The sequence below is a fragment of the Paraburkholderia caffeinilytica genome, assembly GCF_051027425.1.
GTDB lineage: Bacteria > Pseudomonadota > Gammaproteobacteria > Burkholderiales > Burkholderiaceae > Paraburkholderia > Paraburkholderia caffeinilytica_A.
The window spans coordinates 1558408-1572820 of sequence record NZ_CP186553.1; the positions used below are offsets into that span (position 1 = coordinate 1558408).

Here is a 14413-nt window from a genome sequence, read left to right on the forward strand (position 1 = left end):
CCGCAGACACACAACCATGTACATGCTCTGGGCCCTGGCCTTCGTCGGCATGCTGACCGGCGCTTACGCGCTGCTCGGCAGCGAGACCAATCCGTCGATGCCATCCGCGGCGACGGTGAATCTCGCGAGCAGCCTGAGCGCCTACCGGCAGGCCGTGATCGCCTACGCGCTCGCCAATCCCGGCTTCGCAGGCAGCGTGCCGGCCGATAGCCTCGCGATGCCCGCCGGCACGCAAACCGCGTCGTTGCAGAACTACGTGCTGCCGAACAGCGGTATAGCCGGCAGTCTGGTGGTGGTGTACGGCACCTCGGCGCTGTCGGGGTCGGCGGCGTTCGACATCGAACAGATGGCGCAAGGCTCCGCGCTCGCCGGTGTCAAGCATGGCGGCTTCGTGCAGTCGCCGGGCAATCCGCAAGTGCCGTTGCCGGCCGCGCTCGTGAGCAGCGTGCCGGACGGCGCGGTGGTGTGGATGGCGCAGGCCTATGACTAAGCGTTCGGCGCCGCGCCGGCGCGCATCCGCGCGCGGCTTTACGATGATCGAAGTGCTTGTCGCGCTGGCGATTACGGCGCTGATGGTGGGCGGCATGATGACCATGCTGAACTCGACGCTCGAAGACACGCGCGGACAGCAGGCCGCGTTGTATCAACAGCAGTTGGGCGCGGCGGCGAAGCAGTTGATCCAGCAGAACTACACGGCGCTGTCCGCAGTGGCGACTTCCACCGCACCGGTGGTCGTGCCGCTGGTGGGGTCGCCCTATCAGCTGTCGACCTTTCTGTCGGCCAACGTGAGCAGCACCAACGCATACCGGCAAACGCCGTGCCTGCTGGTCTACGGCGGCACCGGCGGCGCATTGCAGGGGCTGCTGGTGACCGAGGGCGGCGCCACGATCCCCGATCCGGAGCTCGGCTACATCGCGGCCAATTCCGGCCAGGGCGGCGGCTCGATTCCGTCGATCAACAATGCCGGCGGTGCGGCGAAGGGCGCGTTCGGCGCGTGGTCGGTGGCGGCGCCGAATCCGGCCGGCGCGTCGTGCACGGGCACGAAAGCAGGCGGCGGTCATCTGGCGAGCGAGGTGTTCTTCAACGGCAGCCAGGCGCAGAACGCGGACTTTCTGTATCGCGTCGCCGTACCGGGGAATCCGGCTGCCAATACGATGCAGGTGCCGATCGTGCTCGCGCAGCAATACGGCGACTATTCGAGCTGCTCGACGCGTGGTGCGATTGCAGCCGATGCCACCGGCAACGTGGTGAACTGCGACGGCGCCATGTGGGAACCGCAGGCGTCGTTTCACTGGCGCGCGCCGGTTGCCGACGAAGCTTCCCTGAGCACCGTTCCTTCGGCCATGCAGGGCGACGTCGTCATGACAAAGCTGACCAACCGCGCCTACACGTACAACGGCTCGACATGGCAAGCATTGGCGGTCAACGAAGCGGGCAATCTCGATCTGGGCAATACGCAGGTGGCCGGCACGGCGTGCACGCCGAGTTCCGCGACCACCACGCCCATTACCACCGACGCGCAGGGCAGCGTGCTGTCATGTCAGGGCGGCCTCTGGGAGCCCCAGTCGGATCTGACGTTGAACGGCAGCACGTCGGGCTGCGAATTGATCATGACCTCCGCCGGCGCGACCGATTACACCTGCCCGGGGCCGCCTGGCGCGGGTTCCTTTACGCACAACACGACGAACGGCACCTATTCGTACGCGGTAACGGTCCAGGTGTCGCTGACGAAACCGGGTGGCATCGTGGCGGCCACATGGGCGCACATGAACGACGGTGTGTGCGCGCCCACCAAGCCGGGGGCGCAGGCGCAAATCTCGCAAAGTGTCGACATTGTCAATCCGGCTACCGGCGCATCGTTCGGTCACACCGAAAGCCAGGGCCCGACGCTGACCGACGATTCCGGCGGCATCAACAACAGCATCACGCAGCCCGTGCCGCTGGGTACGTACAACGTGGTCGTGACGACCAACTGGGCAACCTACGCCGTCATCTCTACGCCATGGACCAGCAGCTTCTGCAGTCAATCGGGCGCCACCATTCCGAACACGCCTGTGGCGGCCGGATGGACGGTCAGCAGTTTCTATTGAACGACGAACGCCGACTCCATGAACCGACCGACTCCATCCTCCCGCCCACACGCGCCGCGCCGTAGTTCGCCGCGTGCTGCGGCGCGGGCATGGCGCCGCCATGGCATGCCCGCTTCACGCTCAGCGTGGCACGATCGCCTGCAACAGATCGTGCAATTCCAGCCGGTTATACGTGGTGCGCATCGCGTCGCGCGGCGTGCAGATGTTTTTCGCCACCAGACTCGCCAGATGTTCGTTGAGCAGGCGCGACATGTTGTCGTGCTTGCGCTTCATGAAGTCGCCGATCAGCGGCAGCTTTGCCGGATCGGTCAGCATCGCGCCGACCTGCTGGTTGTTGTTGAACAGCAGCTCGCTCGCCAGCACGAAATTCTCGCCGTCCTCGGTCGGCACGAGGCACTGGCAGACGACGCCGATCAGAGAATTGGCGAGCGACGCCGCATAACGCTCGCGATGGTCGGCCGGGAAGAACGACAACAACCGCGTGAGTGTGCCGACCGCGCTGCCGGTGTGCATCGTGGCGAGCACGAGGTGACCGGATTCGCCGGCCTGCAACGCGGTTTCGGCGGTCTCCGGATCGCGGATCTCGCCGACCATGATGACGTCCGGCTTCTGCCGCAACGCTTCGCGCAGGCCCGCCGGGAAACTCGGCGTATCGGTCGGCACCTCGCGCTGCGAGATGATCGACGAATGGCTTTCGAGTTCGTATTCGATCGGCTCTTCGATCGTGACGATATGGCTGTTGCGCGTGCGATTGATGTGATCGAGCATCGACGCGATCGTCGTGGTCTTGCCCGAGCCGGTCGGGCCGGTGACCAGCACGAGACCCTTCGGACTGTCGATCATCGTGCGTACGTACGCCGGCAGGCCGAGCTTGTCGAACGGAATCGGCTGCAGCGGCAGGCGGCGAATCGAGATCACCAGTTTGCGCCGGCCGTACGTGCGATAGATGTTGCAACGCAGCCGGCAGCGCGTCAGCACGAACGGGCGGTCGATCGCGCCGTGCTGCAGAAAGTTTTCCCAGTCCGGTTCGATCGATTCGAGCGTGGGCATCATTTCTTCGAGCAGCACCGGTTCCTCGCCGACCGCGAGCCAGCCGCGCGGCGCCTTGATCATGATCGGCCGGTCCTGCTCGATATGGATGTCGGTAAAAGTCTGCCGCAGGTCGATCAGATCGAGGATCTCACGCGTGAGATCGCGCCGTTCGAGGTGGGGGTTATGCATATCGAGGCCTGCCAAAGAAAGACGGATGGGAAATTCTCACACGAAACGGCACGCGGCGTATCGCCGGATGTCACCAGATTCAGCCATCAACCGGGTCAGGGTAAGCACATATGAAGTGGAGTAGACAGCTGAACGCCGTCGTATTCGGCGCTGCCATCGCACTGGCCACGGCCGCACCGACGCTCCAGGCGGCGCCGATCCACTGGCGCTCGCCGGTGGTCGACTATGCCGCCGACGGCAAGGATATCAAGGACGTGCTGCGCGATTTCGGCGCGAGCCAGGGGCTGGCGACCAACATCGCCCAGGGCGTGACCGGCACCGTCAGCGGCAAGTTTCATCTGGCGCCGCGCCGTTTCCTCGATACGCTCGCCGCGTCGTTCGGTTTTGCGTGGTACTACGACGGCGAAGTGCTGAACGTGGTGCCGTCGTCGGACTTGCAAAGCACGCTGATCAAGCTCGACAGCGCCGGCACCGCGACCTTGCGCGACACGCTCGCGCAGATGCAGATTTCCGACGACCGCTTTCCGATTACGTACGACGCCACCCAGGGCACCGCGATCGTCAGCGGGCCGCCGCGCTACGTGCAACTGGTCACGCAGATCGCCGAGCGGATCGACTCGAATGCGGCGCGCCGCAGCGGCACCTCGGTGCGGGTGTTTCCGCTGAGCCATGGCTGGGCGCAGGATCGCACCGTGACGCTCGACGGCGACAAGGTCACGTTGCCGGGCGTGGTGACCGTGCTGAACAATCTCTACCATCCCGAGTCCGCGAAAGCGAAAGACAAGGACAAAGGCGGCGATTCGCATGGCAACGGCCAGGGCGTGACGCGCAACAAGCCGATGAACGACGTCAACGGGCAAGCGAACAACAGTCCCTATTTCGCGCCGCCATTGCCGCCCGGGAACGCGGGTGGCGGCAGCGGCGGTGGAAGTGGCGGAAGTGGTGGAAGTGGCGGCGGCATGTTCTCAGGCCTGACCGGCGAGCCGTCGCCGCAATTGCAGTCGGTGGTCGGCGGTTCGGACCAGGCGACCACTGTACCGACCACGATGGGGCCGGGCACCGACGGCTCGTTGCCGGTGATCGTCGCCGATCAGCGCACCAACTCGGTTGTGATTCGCGACACGCCGGATCGCATGGGGCAATACGACACGCTGATCGAGCGCCTCGACGTGAAGCCGCAACTGATCGAAATCGAAGCGCATATCATCGAAATCGACGACAACGCGCTGCGCCAGCTCGGCATCGACTGGACCGCGCACAACAGCCACATCGACATCCAGACCGGCACCGGCACCAGTGCGCAGAACAGCTATAACGGCACCGTGTCGCAGAACTTCGGCAATACCACGCTGCCCGGCAATGTGACGGCGGCGGCCACGCCGGTCGGTTTTTCGATGGCGGCGGTGCTCGGCGACGCAGGCCGTTATCTGATGGCGCGCGTGTCGGCGCTGCAACAGAACGACACCGCGAAGATCGACGCGAGTCCGAAAGTCGTGACACTGAATAATGTCGAAGCGATCATGGACAACAAGACCCAGTTCTTCGTGCCGGTGCAGGGCTATACGTCGGGCGATCTGTACAGCATTTCGACCGGCATTTCGCTGCGCGTGCTGCCGATGGTGGTCGAGGAAGACGGCCATACGCGCATCAAGCTCGACGTCGCGATCCAGGACGGCCAGCTGACATCGCAGACGGTCGGCACCTTGCCGGTGATCCAGAACAGCAACATCAACACGCAGGCGTTCATCAACGAAGGGCAGGCATTGCTGATTGCCGGCTACCGCGCGGATAACGAGTCGGGCGGTGTGACCGGCGTGCCCTATCTGTCGAAAATTCCGCTGCTCGGCGCGTTGTTCCGCACCGACAACCGGACCAAGAATCACATGGAGCGGCTGTTTCTGCTGTCGCCGCGCGTCATCACCCCGTAAGCGCACTGCATTGCACGTGAATGCGCCGCCGGTACAGCCGCTGGTGAACTGGTAAAAAGGAGATCGACCGTGGACGAAGCAGCCCGGCAGTCCGCAGAGCAGACCCGGCGCATGCGGGCCATGATGGACAGCATGCCATGCGGCGTGATCGCGCTCGATCACGCCGGCCAGGTGCTCGACGCGAGCGAACGCGCCACCGGCCTCCTGAACATGGCGCTGCCGGCGGGCACCGATTTCGCGTCCGCGCTCGGCGACCAGTTCTCATTGACCGAAGTGCTGCGCCGCGAGGATATCGAGCGCGGTTTCGATCTGCACGTCGACGACACCACGCTGTGGGTGCAGGCCAATGCCTGTGCCGACAGCGCGATCGGCATGGTGGTGACGGTAACCGACGTATCGCCGTTCAGCCGCTCGGTCGACGAACGTGCGATGTCCTTGCGCTTCCTGCTGCACGATCTGCGCTCGCCGCTCAATTCGATCAGCGCGCTGACCCAGCTCGATTCGAGCGACCCGGAAGCGTTCGAGCGTTGCGGCGGCATGCAGCAGATTACGCAACTGGCGCATTACGTGTTGTCGCTCGGCGAGCAGTTCATTTTCAGCTCGGTCGCCGAGCATCTGAATACGCGCGATTTCAGGCGCTTCGATTTGCGCGCGACGCTGCGGCAGATCGCCTCGCAGCTCGAAGTTACCGCGACCTATTACGGCGTGCCGTTGCGGCTCTGGCTGTCCGACAGTTCGCCGGTATGGGTCAACGGCATGCGCAACTTCGCGGCGCGCGCGATCCAGAACGTGATCGACAACGCGGTGCGGGCGTCGCCGCGCGGCGACCCGGTGACGGTCTCGCTGCGTCATGTGGACGGGTTTGCCGAAGTGATCGTCAACGATCGCGCCGGCGGCTTGCCGGGGTTGCGCGAAGCGGGCGGGCGCATCAACCGTTTCGATACGCTCGGCAAGAAGAGCGCGACCGGTTTCGGGCTCGGCCTGAAGCTCGCGGTGCAGATCGTCGAGTTGCATGCCGGCACGCTGTACGCGGAATTGAATGAAAACGGCGGCACGACTTTCGTGTTGCGGCTGCCGTGCCTGAATGCCGGTTCGGCGCGCGTGCCGGGCGGCGGTTCGCTGGTGGATGCGGACCGGGCGCTGCATGCGTCGCGCGAGTAATTTTGCAATCAAGGTTCGACGATGAAACTGATGTCAGGCAGACCCGTGCGCATCCTGCTGGTCGAGGATGATCCGGCGCATCACGCTTTACTGCTCTCCTGGTTGAAGACCGAGGGGTATCAGGTCAATGCGTTTCACAACGGCCTCGAGGCCCAGCAGTTTCTGGTCGACAACTGGGCCGATCTCGCGATTCTCGACTGGGATATTCCCGGCGTGTCAGGCGACAAACTGCTGCAGAAAATCCGTGGCCGTTCACAGTCCGCGATGCCGGTGCTGTTCCAGACGGTGCATTCGGCGGAGTCGGACATCGTCAAGATTCTCGACGCCGGCGCGGACGACTATCTGGTCAAACCGTTCGACCGCCAGGTGGTGCTCGCGCGTTTGCGCGCGTTGCTGCGGCGCTTCGGTTCGTCGAACGTGCAGGGCCGCAAGATGATGATCGAAGACTGCGTGCTCGATCAGCAGGCGCGTTCGCTGGTGACGGCGGACGGCACGTCGCATCCGCTAGGCACCAAGGAGTTCGACATTCTGTGGCATCTCGCGTCGCATCTGGGCGCGGTGGTGCTGCGCCAGGATCTGATGAGCGTGGTGTGGGGCTGGGACGCAGCCGTGCAAAGCCGTTCGGTCGACATGTACGTGAGCCGCGTGCGCGGCAACCTGAAAGCGGCGGGTGTCGGCTGGACCGTGCAGTCGGTGTATGCGACCGGCTACCGGCTCACGCTGCGGCCGGACGGCGAGGGCCGCGAGGACCGCGAGGGCGACGCGAACGGCGGCAGCGCGGGCGGTCCGGGTTCGGATCCGGCCGCATCCCCACCGCGGCGGGACTGAACCATGCGGATACAGCGGCGGCTGCGCGCGTTCATGCGTTATTCGGTGCTGGCCGGCGCGCTGGCCGCTGCGGTTGGCGGCGCGGAGGCACTCGGCGCGGTGCGCGCAGGCCGCGACTTCGGTTCCGGTTCCGCCGGCGCCGGCTGGCATGGCAGCCGCTTCGTGTATGTGTCCAACGGCAGCAGTCTCGCCGATACGCTGAATCTGTTCGGCGCCGATCAGAACGTGCCGGTCAGCATAAACGGCTCCGTCACGGGTATTGTCCGCGGCCGGTTTGCAATGGCGCCGCAGCAGTTCCTCGACATGCTCTGCGCGTCGTTTGGCCTCGTCTGGTATTACGACGGCGCGGTGATCCAGATATCACCCGCGAGCGATCAGCAAAGCCTGACGATGCGGCCGAACTATCTGTCGCCGCAAGCGCTGGCGGCGGCGCTCGATCACGCCGGCATTTCGGACCGGCATTTTCCGCTGCGGACCGATGCCGGGTACGGCACGCTCAGCGTCACGGGACCGGCGAGCTACGTCGAACGGATTCGCGGCGCGGCGCAGCGTTTCGAGCTCGGGGCGCAGGCGCGCGTGCGCACCGGCGCGAAGATTCTGCGGCTCACGTCGGCGAGCGCCGCGGATCAGGTGCGCGTGATCGACGGGCGCCAGCTCGTCGTGCCGGGCGCGGCGAGCCTGCTCGCGCGCCGTTTCCAGCAGACGCGGCGCGACCCGGACGGGGTGCGCGTCGTCGAGTTTGCGGCGCCGTTGCCGATCATCGAAGCCGATGCCGCGACCAACTCGATCCTGATTCGCGACAAGTCCGAGCGGATCGACGGCGATGCGATGCAGGTCGCCGATTTCGATACCGCGCCGCAGGTCGTGACCGTGCAAACCTGGGTGATCGATGTCGATCGGGATGCGCTGGCGGAGTTGGGTGCGGCGCTGCCGGCGAGCGAATCGTCGATCGTCGCCGAAGGCGGCGGCGATCTGTTCGCCCGGCTGCACGCATTGGAACAGGTGCACCGCGCGCACACCGAGGTGTGGCGCACCGCGGTCACGTTCGACCGTGCACCGGCGGTGATCGACCGGCATCAGGCACGGCTCGCGCAAAGCGTGGGACTCGTGCCGGCCGACACCGCCGATCTGTGGCTCGCCATCGAACCGACGCTCGATGCCGATCCGACGGTTCAACGCATCGGCCTGCGTGTCGATCTCGGCCCGACCGGCACGCCGCCGGCGGATCAGCCGGGGCAGAGGCCGCGCGAACGGATCGTCGAGGCCACGGTCGCGGCCGGCGCTTGCCTCGTGATCGCGGCGCCGTCTGCGGGCACGACGGATCAGATGGGTCCCGTGAATCCCGCGGATGCGGCCGACGCGGCGAATCCTGTGAATACCGTCCCGAGGCAGCGTCTGGTGCTGCTGATTCCTCGCCTCGCGACCTGAGACTGCGGCGCCGAATCTGCCGCCGCGAGCCGTGTTCAGGCACGCTCGGGCATGCAGCCAGACTCAGGCGCGCAGCCAGAGATAGTTGCCCGACACGATGCCTTCGAACATCTCGTCGGACGACTCGATGATATTGGTTTGCCAGTAGCGGCCGTGCTCGGCGTAGTGCGCGAACAGTTCGGCCAGGTATTCGCCGGTGAGGTCGTCGGTCATCGGCACGTGCACCAGCAGCACGATGCTGCCCGTGTCGGCGTCGAGACACAATTGCGCCTGATCCTGCGCATAGATCAGCAGGTTCGCCTCGAGCATCAGCCTGAAGATGACCAGCGTGCGTCCCGGCGTGACCGCGCCGTAGTGAAAATTGACGTAGAGCGCTTCCGGGTCGTTCTCGTAATTTTCCAGCCGGACGTCGAAGCCTTCGATTTCGAGCGTCTTTGTTTCGAGTACGTAATCGGCGTCGGGCAGGCCGACCACATCGCAGATGTCCCGAACCAGCTCCGCGTATCGTTCCTGGCTCATGATGGCGCTCGCGGTTACCGAAAGAAAAAAAAGAAAAGGCTACGAAACCGGCGCCGGCGAAGAGCCGCCCAATCCCGTAACCCGTACCTGCATCCGGCGGGTGCGTGCGGGCTTACTGACCCTTCGCGGCGTCGGAAATATTCTTGGCGCCCGTGTTTTCGAGCGATGCGACTGCGGAGGTTTCCTGCTGTTCCTGATTGATCTGCGCGGCAGCCATCGTGAACTGATTGCTCGCATTTGCCGAAGCCTGCATCTGGGCCAGCATATCGGCCGAGTTCGATGCGGACGAAGCTGCGCCAGAGCCGCTGATAGAACCTGACATGATGATTCTCCAAAAAAGTAAAAGAGTGAGTGAAAATCACTGCAAGGCATGAAGCCCGGTGCTGCTACTGCGAAGTCAGTAATGCAAAGCGTGAAAAATACGTGATTCGGATCGTGAAACCCCACAACCCGCCGCGCCGGCTCACGCCGTCGCGCCGCGTTCGTTGTGACGCTCCTGCAGCGTGAGAACGATACGGCGCGCGGCGATCATCCCGCGATACAGCTTCTGCAACTCGACGCGCTCGTGATCGTTCGCCGCCGACTGCGTGACCGTGCTGATGCGCTGAGCGGTTTCATCGAAGGCCGCGGCGATCCGCGCGACGCGTTGCTGGCTGTCCGCCGCGTTGAGCGTGGCGTCCAGTGTGTTCAGGTCCTGCGCAATGGGGAGCAAGGCGTCGTACATAACGGTTCCTCGTGAGGTCGTGGGTTGAATTCAATCGAATCAGTCGATGCGTTTATTGCCGGAATCGGTGCTGTCGCCGCCGGTGTCCAGCAGATGCTTGGTGCCGTCCGGCGTCTCGATGTAGCGCAAGCCGCCTACTGACACGACTTCGGAGTAGCGCACATCCGGAATCGTGCTACGGGCTTCTTTCACGTCGACATCGAGCCGCCTGATGTTGGCGTCCAGATCCGGCTTGACGTTGGCCAGCAGCGCGCGAAACTTCTTCATCGACGACACCGTGCCGCTGACGAGGAACACGCCATTACCTTTGTATTCCACGTGCGCGCCGGTGTCGCCCAGCGATTGCTGGATGTTCACTGCGTCCTGCTGCGCCACGTCGTATTCCCTGAGCGCCTTGCCGCGCGCCAGCTGATCCATGATCCGGCGCGCGGAGTCGCTGTCGTCGGCGGTGCGCACGATGCCGCGCACCACCAGCTGGGCGCCCCGTGGCTTCACCGTCAGCTCGTTCAACCCCGCTCGATGCAACGCTCCGGCAAGCTGCCGCGACGTCGCGTCCGGGTCGAACTTGACGTTCGCTGCCTCGGTGGACTGCGAACCTGCCATCAATACGCCGGCCGTCGAGAGCGCCACGATCAGCACGGTGCAGGCGAGTGCGACGCCTGCCGTGCGCAATGCCTTGGCGCGCGGCAGGGGCAGTAGCGGCAGTGACGGCAGTAGCGGCTCGCGGTCCGGCAGTTCCGGCTCGGGCTGCTGCGCCGCTTTCTGTCCATGCCCCTGTTCCTGTTCTTGCGCGTCAGCGTGTTCTTCTGCCTGCACAGCCTGAGCATCCGGTTCCGCCGTCTGCCACAGGGGCGCCAGCAGATCCAGATCGCGCGGCCACGCCACGTCGTCGGGGCCGACGCAGAACACTACGTCGCCGTAGGGCACCGCGACGAAATCCGGAACCAGGACTTCTTCGCCGCCGTCGAGGCAAAGCCGCGTCACGCCGTCTTCGCCCAGGGTCAGCACGAGTTCGCCGACCTGCCAGTCGCTGATGCAGATATCCGCATCCTCTGCGCCGCCAAGACGATAGGACCCCACCGTCAAGCGGATTTGCGCACCGGCGTGGATGCCGGTCAATACTCGCAGCGCTTTCATGCTCGTGGTCCCATTAGACGTTGCGTGATTCCGATGACTTCAGTTTATGAGCCTGTACCGGGCGTTGCCGGTGCAACGCGAACTTCCGGTGGTTTATCCGAAGCGGTCGGCACGCCGTTCGACGCCGCGAGGGCCGGCATGGCCGCCCTCACGTCGATCATCAGCTGGCGCACCGACAGCAGGCTCTGGTCGTCGATCGGATAGCCGACGCCGAAGCGCTTGCGGGCCATCGTCAGATCGAGCGAATGACTGAGAATACCGACACCCGCCGACGCCCTGGCGGACGCCGTGCCGCTCGCCGGAGCACGCTGCTGGCTGAACATCGCGCTGGCGATCTGCGACTGCATGCGCGCCGGGCTGCGCCGCATCGCACCAGGCGACGTCGCGTTGAGCACCATCAGCGGCGCGAGCGCGAAACCGCATTCGAGTTGCGCGGCAAGGCGCAGCACGACCTTGGCGAAGGTCTGCAGCAGCACGCGGTGCGTCTCGGTGGAGCGCGCGTTGCCGAGTTTGGCGCCGAGCATCTGGAAGTTCTCCGGCACCGTGACGGCCGTGCTGATCTTCTTGCCCGTGACCGCGAACTTCGATGCGCCGCCTTCGCTGCTTCTGCCTTCGCGTGGCTGGTGCTGCCGTGGTTGTGGCTGCTGCTGTTGAGGTTGCTGCTGAGGTTGCTGTTGCGGCTGCTGCTGGGATTGCTGCTGCGACGACTGCTGTTGCTGTTGTGGATGATCGTCGTCGTGATTGCCGCCGTCATGACCGCTCTCACGGCCATGACCGTGGCCGCCGTTGCCGTTGCGATTCTGCGACTCGCCGTCCTTCTGCCGCTCCTTGTCCGGTTGCCGCTGCTCCTGCTGCTGGCGGTCTTTCTCGCGGTCTCTTTCTTTCTGCTTCGGTGTATCCTGGTCGCGCTCGCGCGGCGTCGGCTGCTCGTGCAATTCCTTGTCGACGTCCTTGTCGTGCAGCGCTTCCTTGTCGTGGAGTCCTTTGTCTTTTGCGCGCAGTCCCGCGCCCTTGCCGCCGGCGGCGCCTTTGGGCGTCGGCTTCGCGCCGAAGCGCGCGGCGACTTTCTGGGCAAGCGGGCCGCGCGCCCCCGCGCCGTGACTATGCGCCCACCTCTTGTTGAGCGCGAACTTCGCCGCCAGCATGTTGTGACGCACGCGCGCCTGCTGCATCCTGGTGTGCTGCAGTTTCTGTGATCGGGTGGTCTGCTGCGTGTGATGCAACTGCGCGGTCTGCTCCTGCAGATGCGTGGCCTCGGGCGTGTGGCCGCCGTGCGTGATGCGATTGTTCATGACGGCACCGCCATCACGACGATTTCATTGGCGAAGCGCAGCAGTGCCGACGCACCCCAGGTGCCCATGATCAGAACGGTCGCCACCACGGCGACCAGTTTCACCGCGTACGAGATGCTTTGATCCTGCATCGACGTAATGGCCTGAATGAACGAGATCGCAAGCCCCGACACTGCCGAGACGATCACCACGGGCATCGAGATCGACAGACACAGCAACAGGCCTTCGGTCGTCAGGCGAACCAGCGTATCGGTTTCCATCGCAACTCCCTTCAGCGATAAGTCATCACGAGTCCGTGAATCAGCGTCGACCAGCCATTCATCGCGACAAACAGCAGCAGCTTGAACGGGATCGCGACATTGGTCGGCTGCACCTGGTTCAGGCCCATGGCCATCAGCACGTTGGCAATCACCACGTCGACCACCACGAATGCGATGTACAGCAGAAAGCCGATCTTGAACGCGTCGGTCATTTCGGTCAGCGTGAAGGCGGGCGCGAGCACGATCAGGTCGTCTTCGCGCAGTTTGGCCGCCATGTCCTTCGGCCAGATCGCCGAAGCCGAGTGCACGAAGAAGCGTTTCTCGCGTTCGTGCGCGTGGGCCTTGAGGAACGCGCGGAACGGTTCCTTGCCGGCGTCGAACGCATCGAGCACGATCGCCGACGAATCGCTGCCGCCGCGGTGCGGCATGCTCTGCATGTTCTGCACCGCCTGCATGCCGATCGGCGCCATCACGTACGCGGTGACGAGAATCGCGATACCGTTGAGCACCATGTTCGGCGGCACCTGCTGCACGCCGAGCGCGTTGCGCAGCAGGCCGAGCACGACCACGATCTTGGCGTACGAGGTTGCCACCATCGCGACGAACGGGATCAGGCCGATCGCGACGACCGCGATCAGCAGCCCGGTGAGATCGCTAAACTGAACCATGGCCGGACGCCATCTGCACGAGGCGCACGCCGAGATGATCGCCGACGGTGACGAGCTCGCCGAAGCCGATCGTCTGGCCATACGTGACGAGGCGAATGCGCGCATCCGGCAGCGCGGTCGGCAGTTCGAGCACGTAACCCGCGCGCAGCGCGGACAACTGTGCGACCGGCAGCGACACCGTGTCGATCTCCAGCTTCAGCGGCAGATCGAGATGCTCGATCTCGACGGGCGTGTTGTGGGCGTCGGCGAGCGGCGTGCTGAAACTCATGTCGTGGCTCATCGTAGGGTTCTCGGTCAAGGTGAGGAGGTGGTCGGCGATGTCGGCCAGCGCATGCAATTGCCGGGTGCCGGGATGACCCCACACCACCGGCAGCCGGACCGACCCGGTTTGCTTCAGAAAAAAGGCCCGCAGCGCGGCCGGCAGAGCCCGCAGGATGATGTCGCCGGGGCGCAGCGAGTCGAGCGTGGTCAGCGTGATCGACTTCTCGCCGAGCAGCAGCCGGCCGGGCACCGTGACTTCGCTGACCCGCGTGGCGAACGGCATGCGGCGTTGCGCGACCAGTTGCTCGAACGCGTCGAGCCAGCCGTCGTCGAGATGGTTGAAGACGGCGTCGTAGCGCGTCGCGCCGAGCTGAAACGACACCGTGCAGCATTCGGCATCCGGCGCGGGCGGTGCGGGGTCGCCGCCGGCTGCCAGATCGAGCCCGCTCACTTCGACGCCTTGCATGCCGAGGTCGGCCAGCGCCTGCCGCAGCGGGCCGAGCAGAAAGCCGCCCACCTTCGCGCGCAGCGACGCTTCAATCGCCGGATCGACCTCGCCGGTTTGATCGGCCCGCACGACGCTGGCGAGCTCCGTCAGTTGCGACAGGTCGATCAGCAGCGATGCGTTCAGCGCGCCCCAGCGCAGACGCAAGGTCGCGGCGCGGGCCGGGTCGATCGGGTTGCGCGTGCCGGCTCGCCAGTTGGCGATGCCGAACTGATGGGCGAGCAGTGCGTCGAGCCGTTCGTCGACCGCGAGCCGCTGCATCCGCGCGACACCGCGCGTGAGCCCTGGCAGCCGCGTGAAATCGAGCGTGACGGGCGTGGGGCCGGGCGTCGGTTCGATTCCGGTGGCAGCGGGCTGGACAGGCCGCGTGTCGATAGGATCCATGGCGTTC

At 65.1% G+C, this 14413-nt stretch carries 15 protein-coding genes; 6 read left to right on the forward strand and 9 right to left on the reverse strand.

Features of this window, described 5'->3' with window-relative positions:
- The first annotated feature begins 16 nt into the window (after positions 1 to 16).
- Together pilM and pilV are read left to right on the forward strand one after the other, a co-directional pair.
- On the forward strand, positions 17 to 490 hold the full coding sequence (gene pilM / locus ACOSV0_RS27425) for a type IV pilus biogenesis protein PilM (protein WP_434115430.1): 474 nt from the start codon (positions 17 to 19) through the stop codon (positions 488 to 490).
- Positions 483 to 2090, forward strand: a complete 1608-nt coding sequence (pilV, locus tag ACOSV0_RS27430) for a shufflon system plasmid conjugative transfer pilus tip adhesin PilV (protein WP_434115432.1) — start codon at positions 483 to 485, stop codon at positions 2088 to 2090. The genes pilM and pilV overlap by 8 nt, the downstream gene beginning before the upstream one ends.
- Before the next feature lie 120 nt (positions 2091 to 2210).
- On the opposite strand, the gene ACOSV0_RS27435 is transcribed toward pilV, so the two are convergent.
- Complete coding sequence (locus ACOSV0_RS27435; RefSeq protein ID WP_434115434.1) at positions 2211 to 3311, reverse strand: type IV pilus twitching motility protein PilT; 1101 nt, start codon at positions 3309 to 3311, stop codon at positions 2211 to 2213.
- 110 nt (positions 3312 to 3421) lie between these two features.
- Here ACOSV0_RS27435 and sctC point away from each other — a divergent pair, with 110 nt between their 5' ends.
- From sctC to ACOSV0_RS27455, 4 genes are all read left to right on the forward strand, one after another.
- Positions 3422 to 5239 carry a type III secretion system outer membrane ring subunit SctC gene (sctC, locus tag ACOSV0_RS27440; protein ID WP_434115435.1) on the forward strand — a complete coding sequence of 606 codons (1818 nt, stop codon included), beginning with the start codon at positions 3422 to 3424 and terminating at the stop codon, positions 5237 to 5239.
- A 69-nt stretch (positions 5240 to 5308) separates the two neighbouring features.
- Positions 5309 to 6400: a sensor histidine kinase gene (locus ACOSV0_RS27445; protein ID WP_434115437.1), complete on the forward strand. Its 1092-nt coding sequence runs from the start codon at positions 5309 to 5311 to the stop codon at positions 6398 to 6400.
- Between the two features lie 21 nt (positions 6401 to 6421).
- A complete protein-coding gene (locus tag ACOSV0_RS27450; RefSeq protein WP_434115439.1) occupies positions 6422 to 7228 on the forward strand; it encodes a response regulator transcription factor in 807 nt (268 codons plus the stop codon).
- 3 nt (positions 7229 to 7231) lie between these two features.
- On the forward strand, positions 7232 to 8656 hold the full coding sequence (locus ACOSV0_RS27455) for a type II/III secretion system family protein (RefSeq protein ID WP_434115440.1): 1425 nt from the start codon (positions 7232 to 7234) through the stop codon (positions 8654 to 8656).
- Positions 8657 to 8719: 63 nt separating this feature from the next.
- On the opposite strand, the gene ACOSV0_RS27460 is transcribed toward ACOSV0_RS27455, so the two are convergent.
- The 8 genes from ACOSV0_RS27460 to sctQ form a co-directional block, all read right to left on the reverse strand.
- Positions 8720 to 9175: a CesT family type III secretion system chaperone gene (locus ACOSV0_RS27460; protein ID WP_434115442.1), complete on the reverse strand. Its 456-nt coding sequence runs from the start codon at positions 9173 to 9175 to the stop codon at positions 8720 to 8722.
- A gap of 112 nt (positions 9176 to 9287) precedes the next feature.
- A complete protein-coding gene (locus ACOSV0_RS27465; RefSeq protein ID WP_434115444.1) occupies positions 9288 to 9497 on the reverse strand; it encodes a hypothetical protein in 210 nt (69 codons plus the stop codon).
- Positions 9498 to 9638: 141 nt separating this feature from the next.
- Positions 9639 to 9899, reverse strand: coding sequence for a type III secretion system protein (locus ACOSV0_RS27470; protein ID WP_434115446.1), 261 nt, complete (start codon positions 9897 to 9899; stop codon positions 9639 to 9641).
- A gap of 39 nt (positions 9900 to 9938) precedes the next feature.
- Positions 9939 to 11036: a secretion protein SctD gene (locus ACOSV0_RS27475; protein WP_434115448.1), complete on the reverse strand. Its 1098-nt coding sequence runs from the start codon at positions 11034 to 11036 to the stop codon at positions 9939 to 9941.
- Between the two features lie 44 nt (positions 11037 to 11080).
- Positions 11081 to 12328, reverse strand: coding sequence for a hypothetical protein (locus tag ACOSV0_RS27480; RefSeq protein ID WP_434115450.1), 1248 nt, complete (start codon positions 12326 to 12328; stop codon positions 11081 to 11083).
- On the reverse strand, positions 12325 to 12588 hold the full coding sequence (sctS, locus tag ACOSV0_RS27485; RefSeq protein WP_434115452.1) for a type III secretion system export apparatus subunit SctS: 264 nt from the start codon (positions 12586 to 12588) through the stop codon (positions 12325 to 12327). Before sctS ends, ACOSV0_RS27480 begins: the two co-directional genes overlap by 4 nt.
- Positions 12589 to 12599: 11 nt before the next feature.
- Entirely contained in the window at positions 12600 to 13256 is a 657-nt protein-coding gene (gene sctR / locus ACOSV0_RS27490; protein ID WP_434115454.1) for a type III secretion system export apparatus subunit SctR, read from the reverse strand.
- Entirely contained in the window at positions 13243 to 14406 is a 1164-nt protein-coding gene (gene sctQ / locus ACOSV0_RS27495) for a type III secretion system cytoplasmic ring protein SctQ (RefSeq protein WP_434115456.1), read from the reverse strand. Before sctQ ends, sctR begins: the two co-directional genes overlap by 14 nt.
- Positions 14407 to 14413 lie beyond the last annotated feature (7 nt).

What these genes read in the sequence shown, in the direction of transcription:
- pilM (WP_434115430.1), top strand. Translation starts at nt 17, where the DNA reads ATGTACATGCTCTGGGCCCTGGCCTTCGTCGGCATGCTGACCGGCGCT.
- pilV (WP_434115432.1), top strand. Translation starts at nt 483, where the DNA reads ATGACTAAGCGTTCGGCGCCGCGCCGGCGCGCATCCGCGCGCGGCTTT.
- ACOSV0_RS27435 (WP_434115434.1), bottom strand. Translation starts at nt 3,311, where the DNA reads ATGCATAACCCCCACCTCGAACGGCGCGATCTCACGCGTGAGATCCTC.
- sctC (WP_434115435.1), top strand. Translation starts at nt 3,422, where the DNA reads ATGAAGTGGAGTAGACAGCTGAACGCCGTCGTATTCGGCGCTGCCATC.
- ACOSV0_RS27450 (WP_434115439.1), top strand. Translation starts at nt 6,422, where the DNA reads ATGAAACTGATGTCAGGCAGACCCGTGCGCATCCTGCTGGTCGAGGAT.
- ACOSV0_RS27455 (WP_434115440.1), top strand. Translation starts at nt 7,232, where the DNA reads ATGCGGATACAGCGGCGGCTGCGCGCGTTCATGCGTTATTCGGTGCTG.
- ACOSV0_RS27460 (WP_434115442.1), bottom strand. Translation starts at nt 9,175, where the DNA reads ATGAGCCAGGAACGATACGCGGAGCTGGTTCGGGACATCTGCGATGTG.
- ACOSV0_RS27465 (WP_434115444.1), bottom strand. Translation starts at nt 9,497, where the DNA reads ATGTCAGGTTCTATCAGCGGCTCTGGCGCAGCTTCGTCCGCATCGAAC.
- ACOSV0_RS27470 (WP_434115446.1), bottom strand. Translation starts at nt 9,899, where the DNA reads ATGTACGACGCCTTGCTCCCCATTGCGCAGGACCTGAACACACTGGAC.
- ACOSV0_RS27475 (WP_434115448.1), bottom strand. Translation starts at nt 11,036, where the DNA reads ATGAAAGCGCTGCGAGTATTGACCGGCATCCACGCCGGTGCGCAAATC.
- ACOSV0_RS27480 (WP_434115450.1), bottom strand. Translation starts at nt 12,328, where the DNA reads ATGAACAATCGCATCACGCACGGCGGCCACACGCCCGAGGCCACGCAT.
- sctS (WP_434115452.1), bottom strand. Translation starts at nt 12,588, where the DNA reads ATGGAAACCGATACGCTGGTTCGCCTGACGACCGAAGGCCTGTTGCTG.
- sctR (WP_434115454.1), bottom strand. Translation starts at nt 13,256, where the DNA reads ATGGTTCAGTTTAGCGATCTCACCGGGCTGCTGATCGCGGTCGTCGCG.
- sctQ (WP_434115456.1), bottom strand. Translation starts at nt 14,406, where the DNA reads ATGGATCCTATCGACACGCGGCCTGTCCAGCCCGCTGCCACCGGAATC.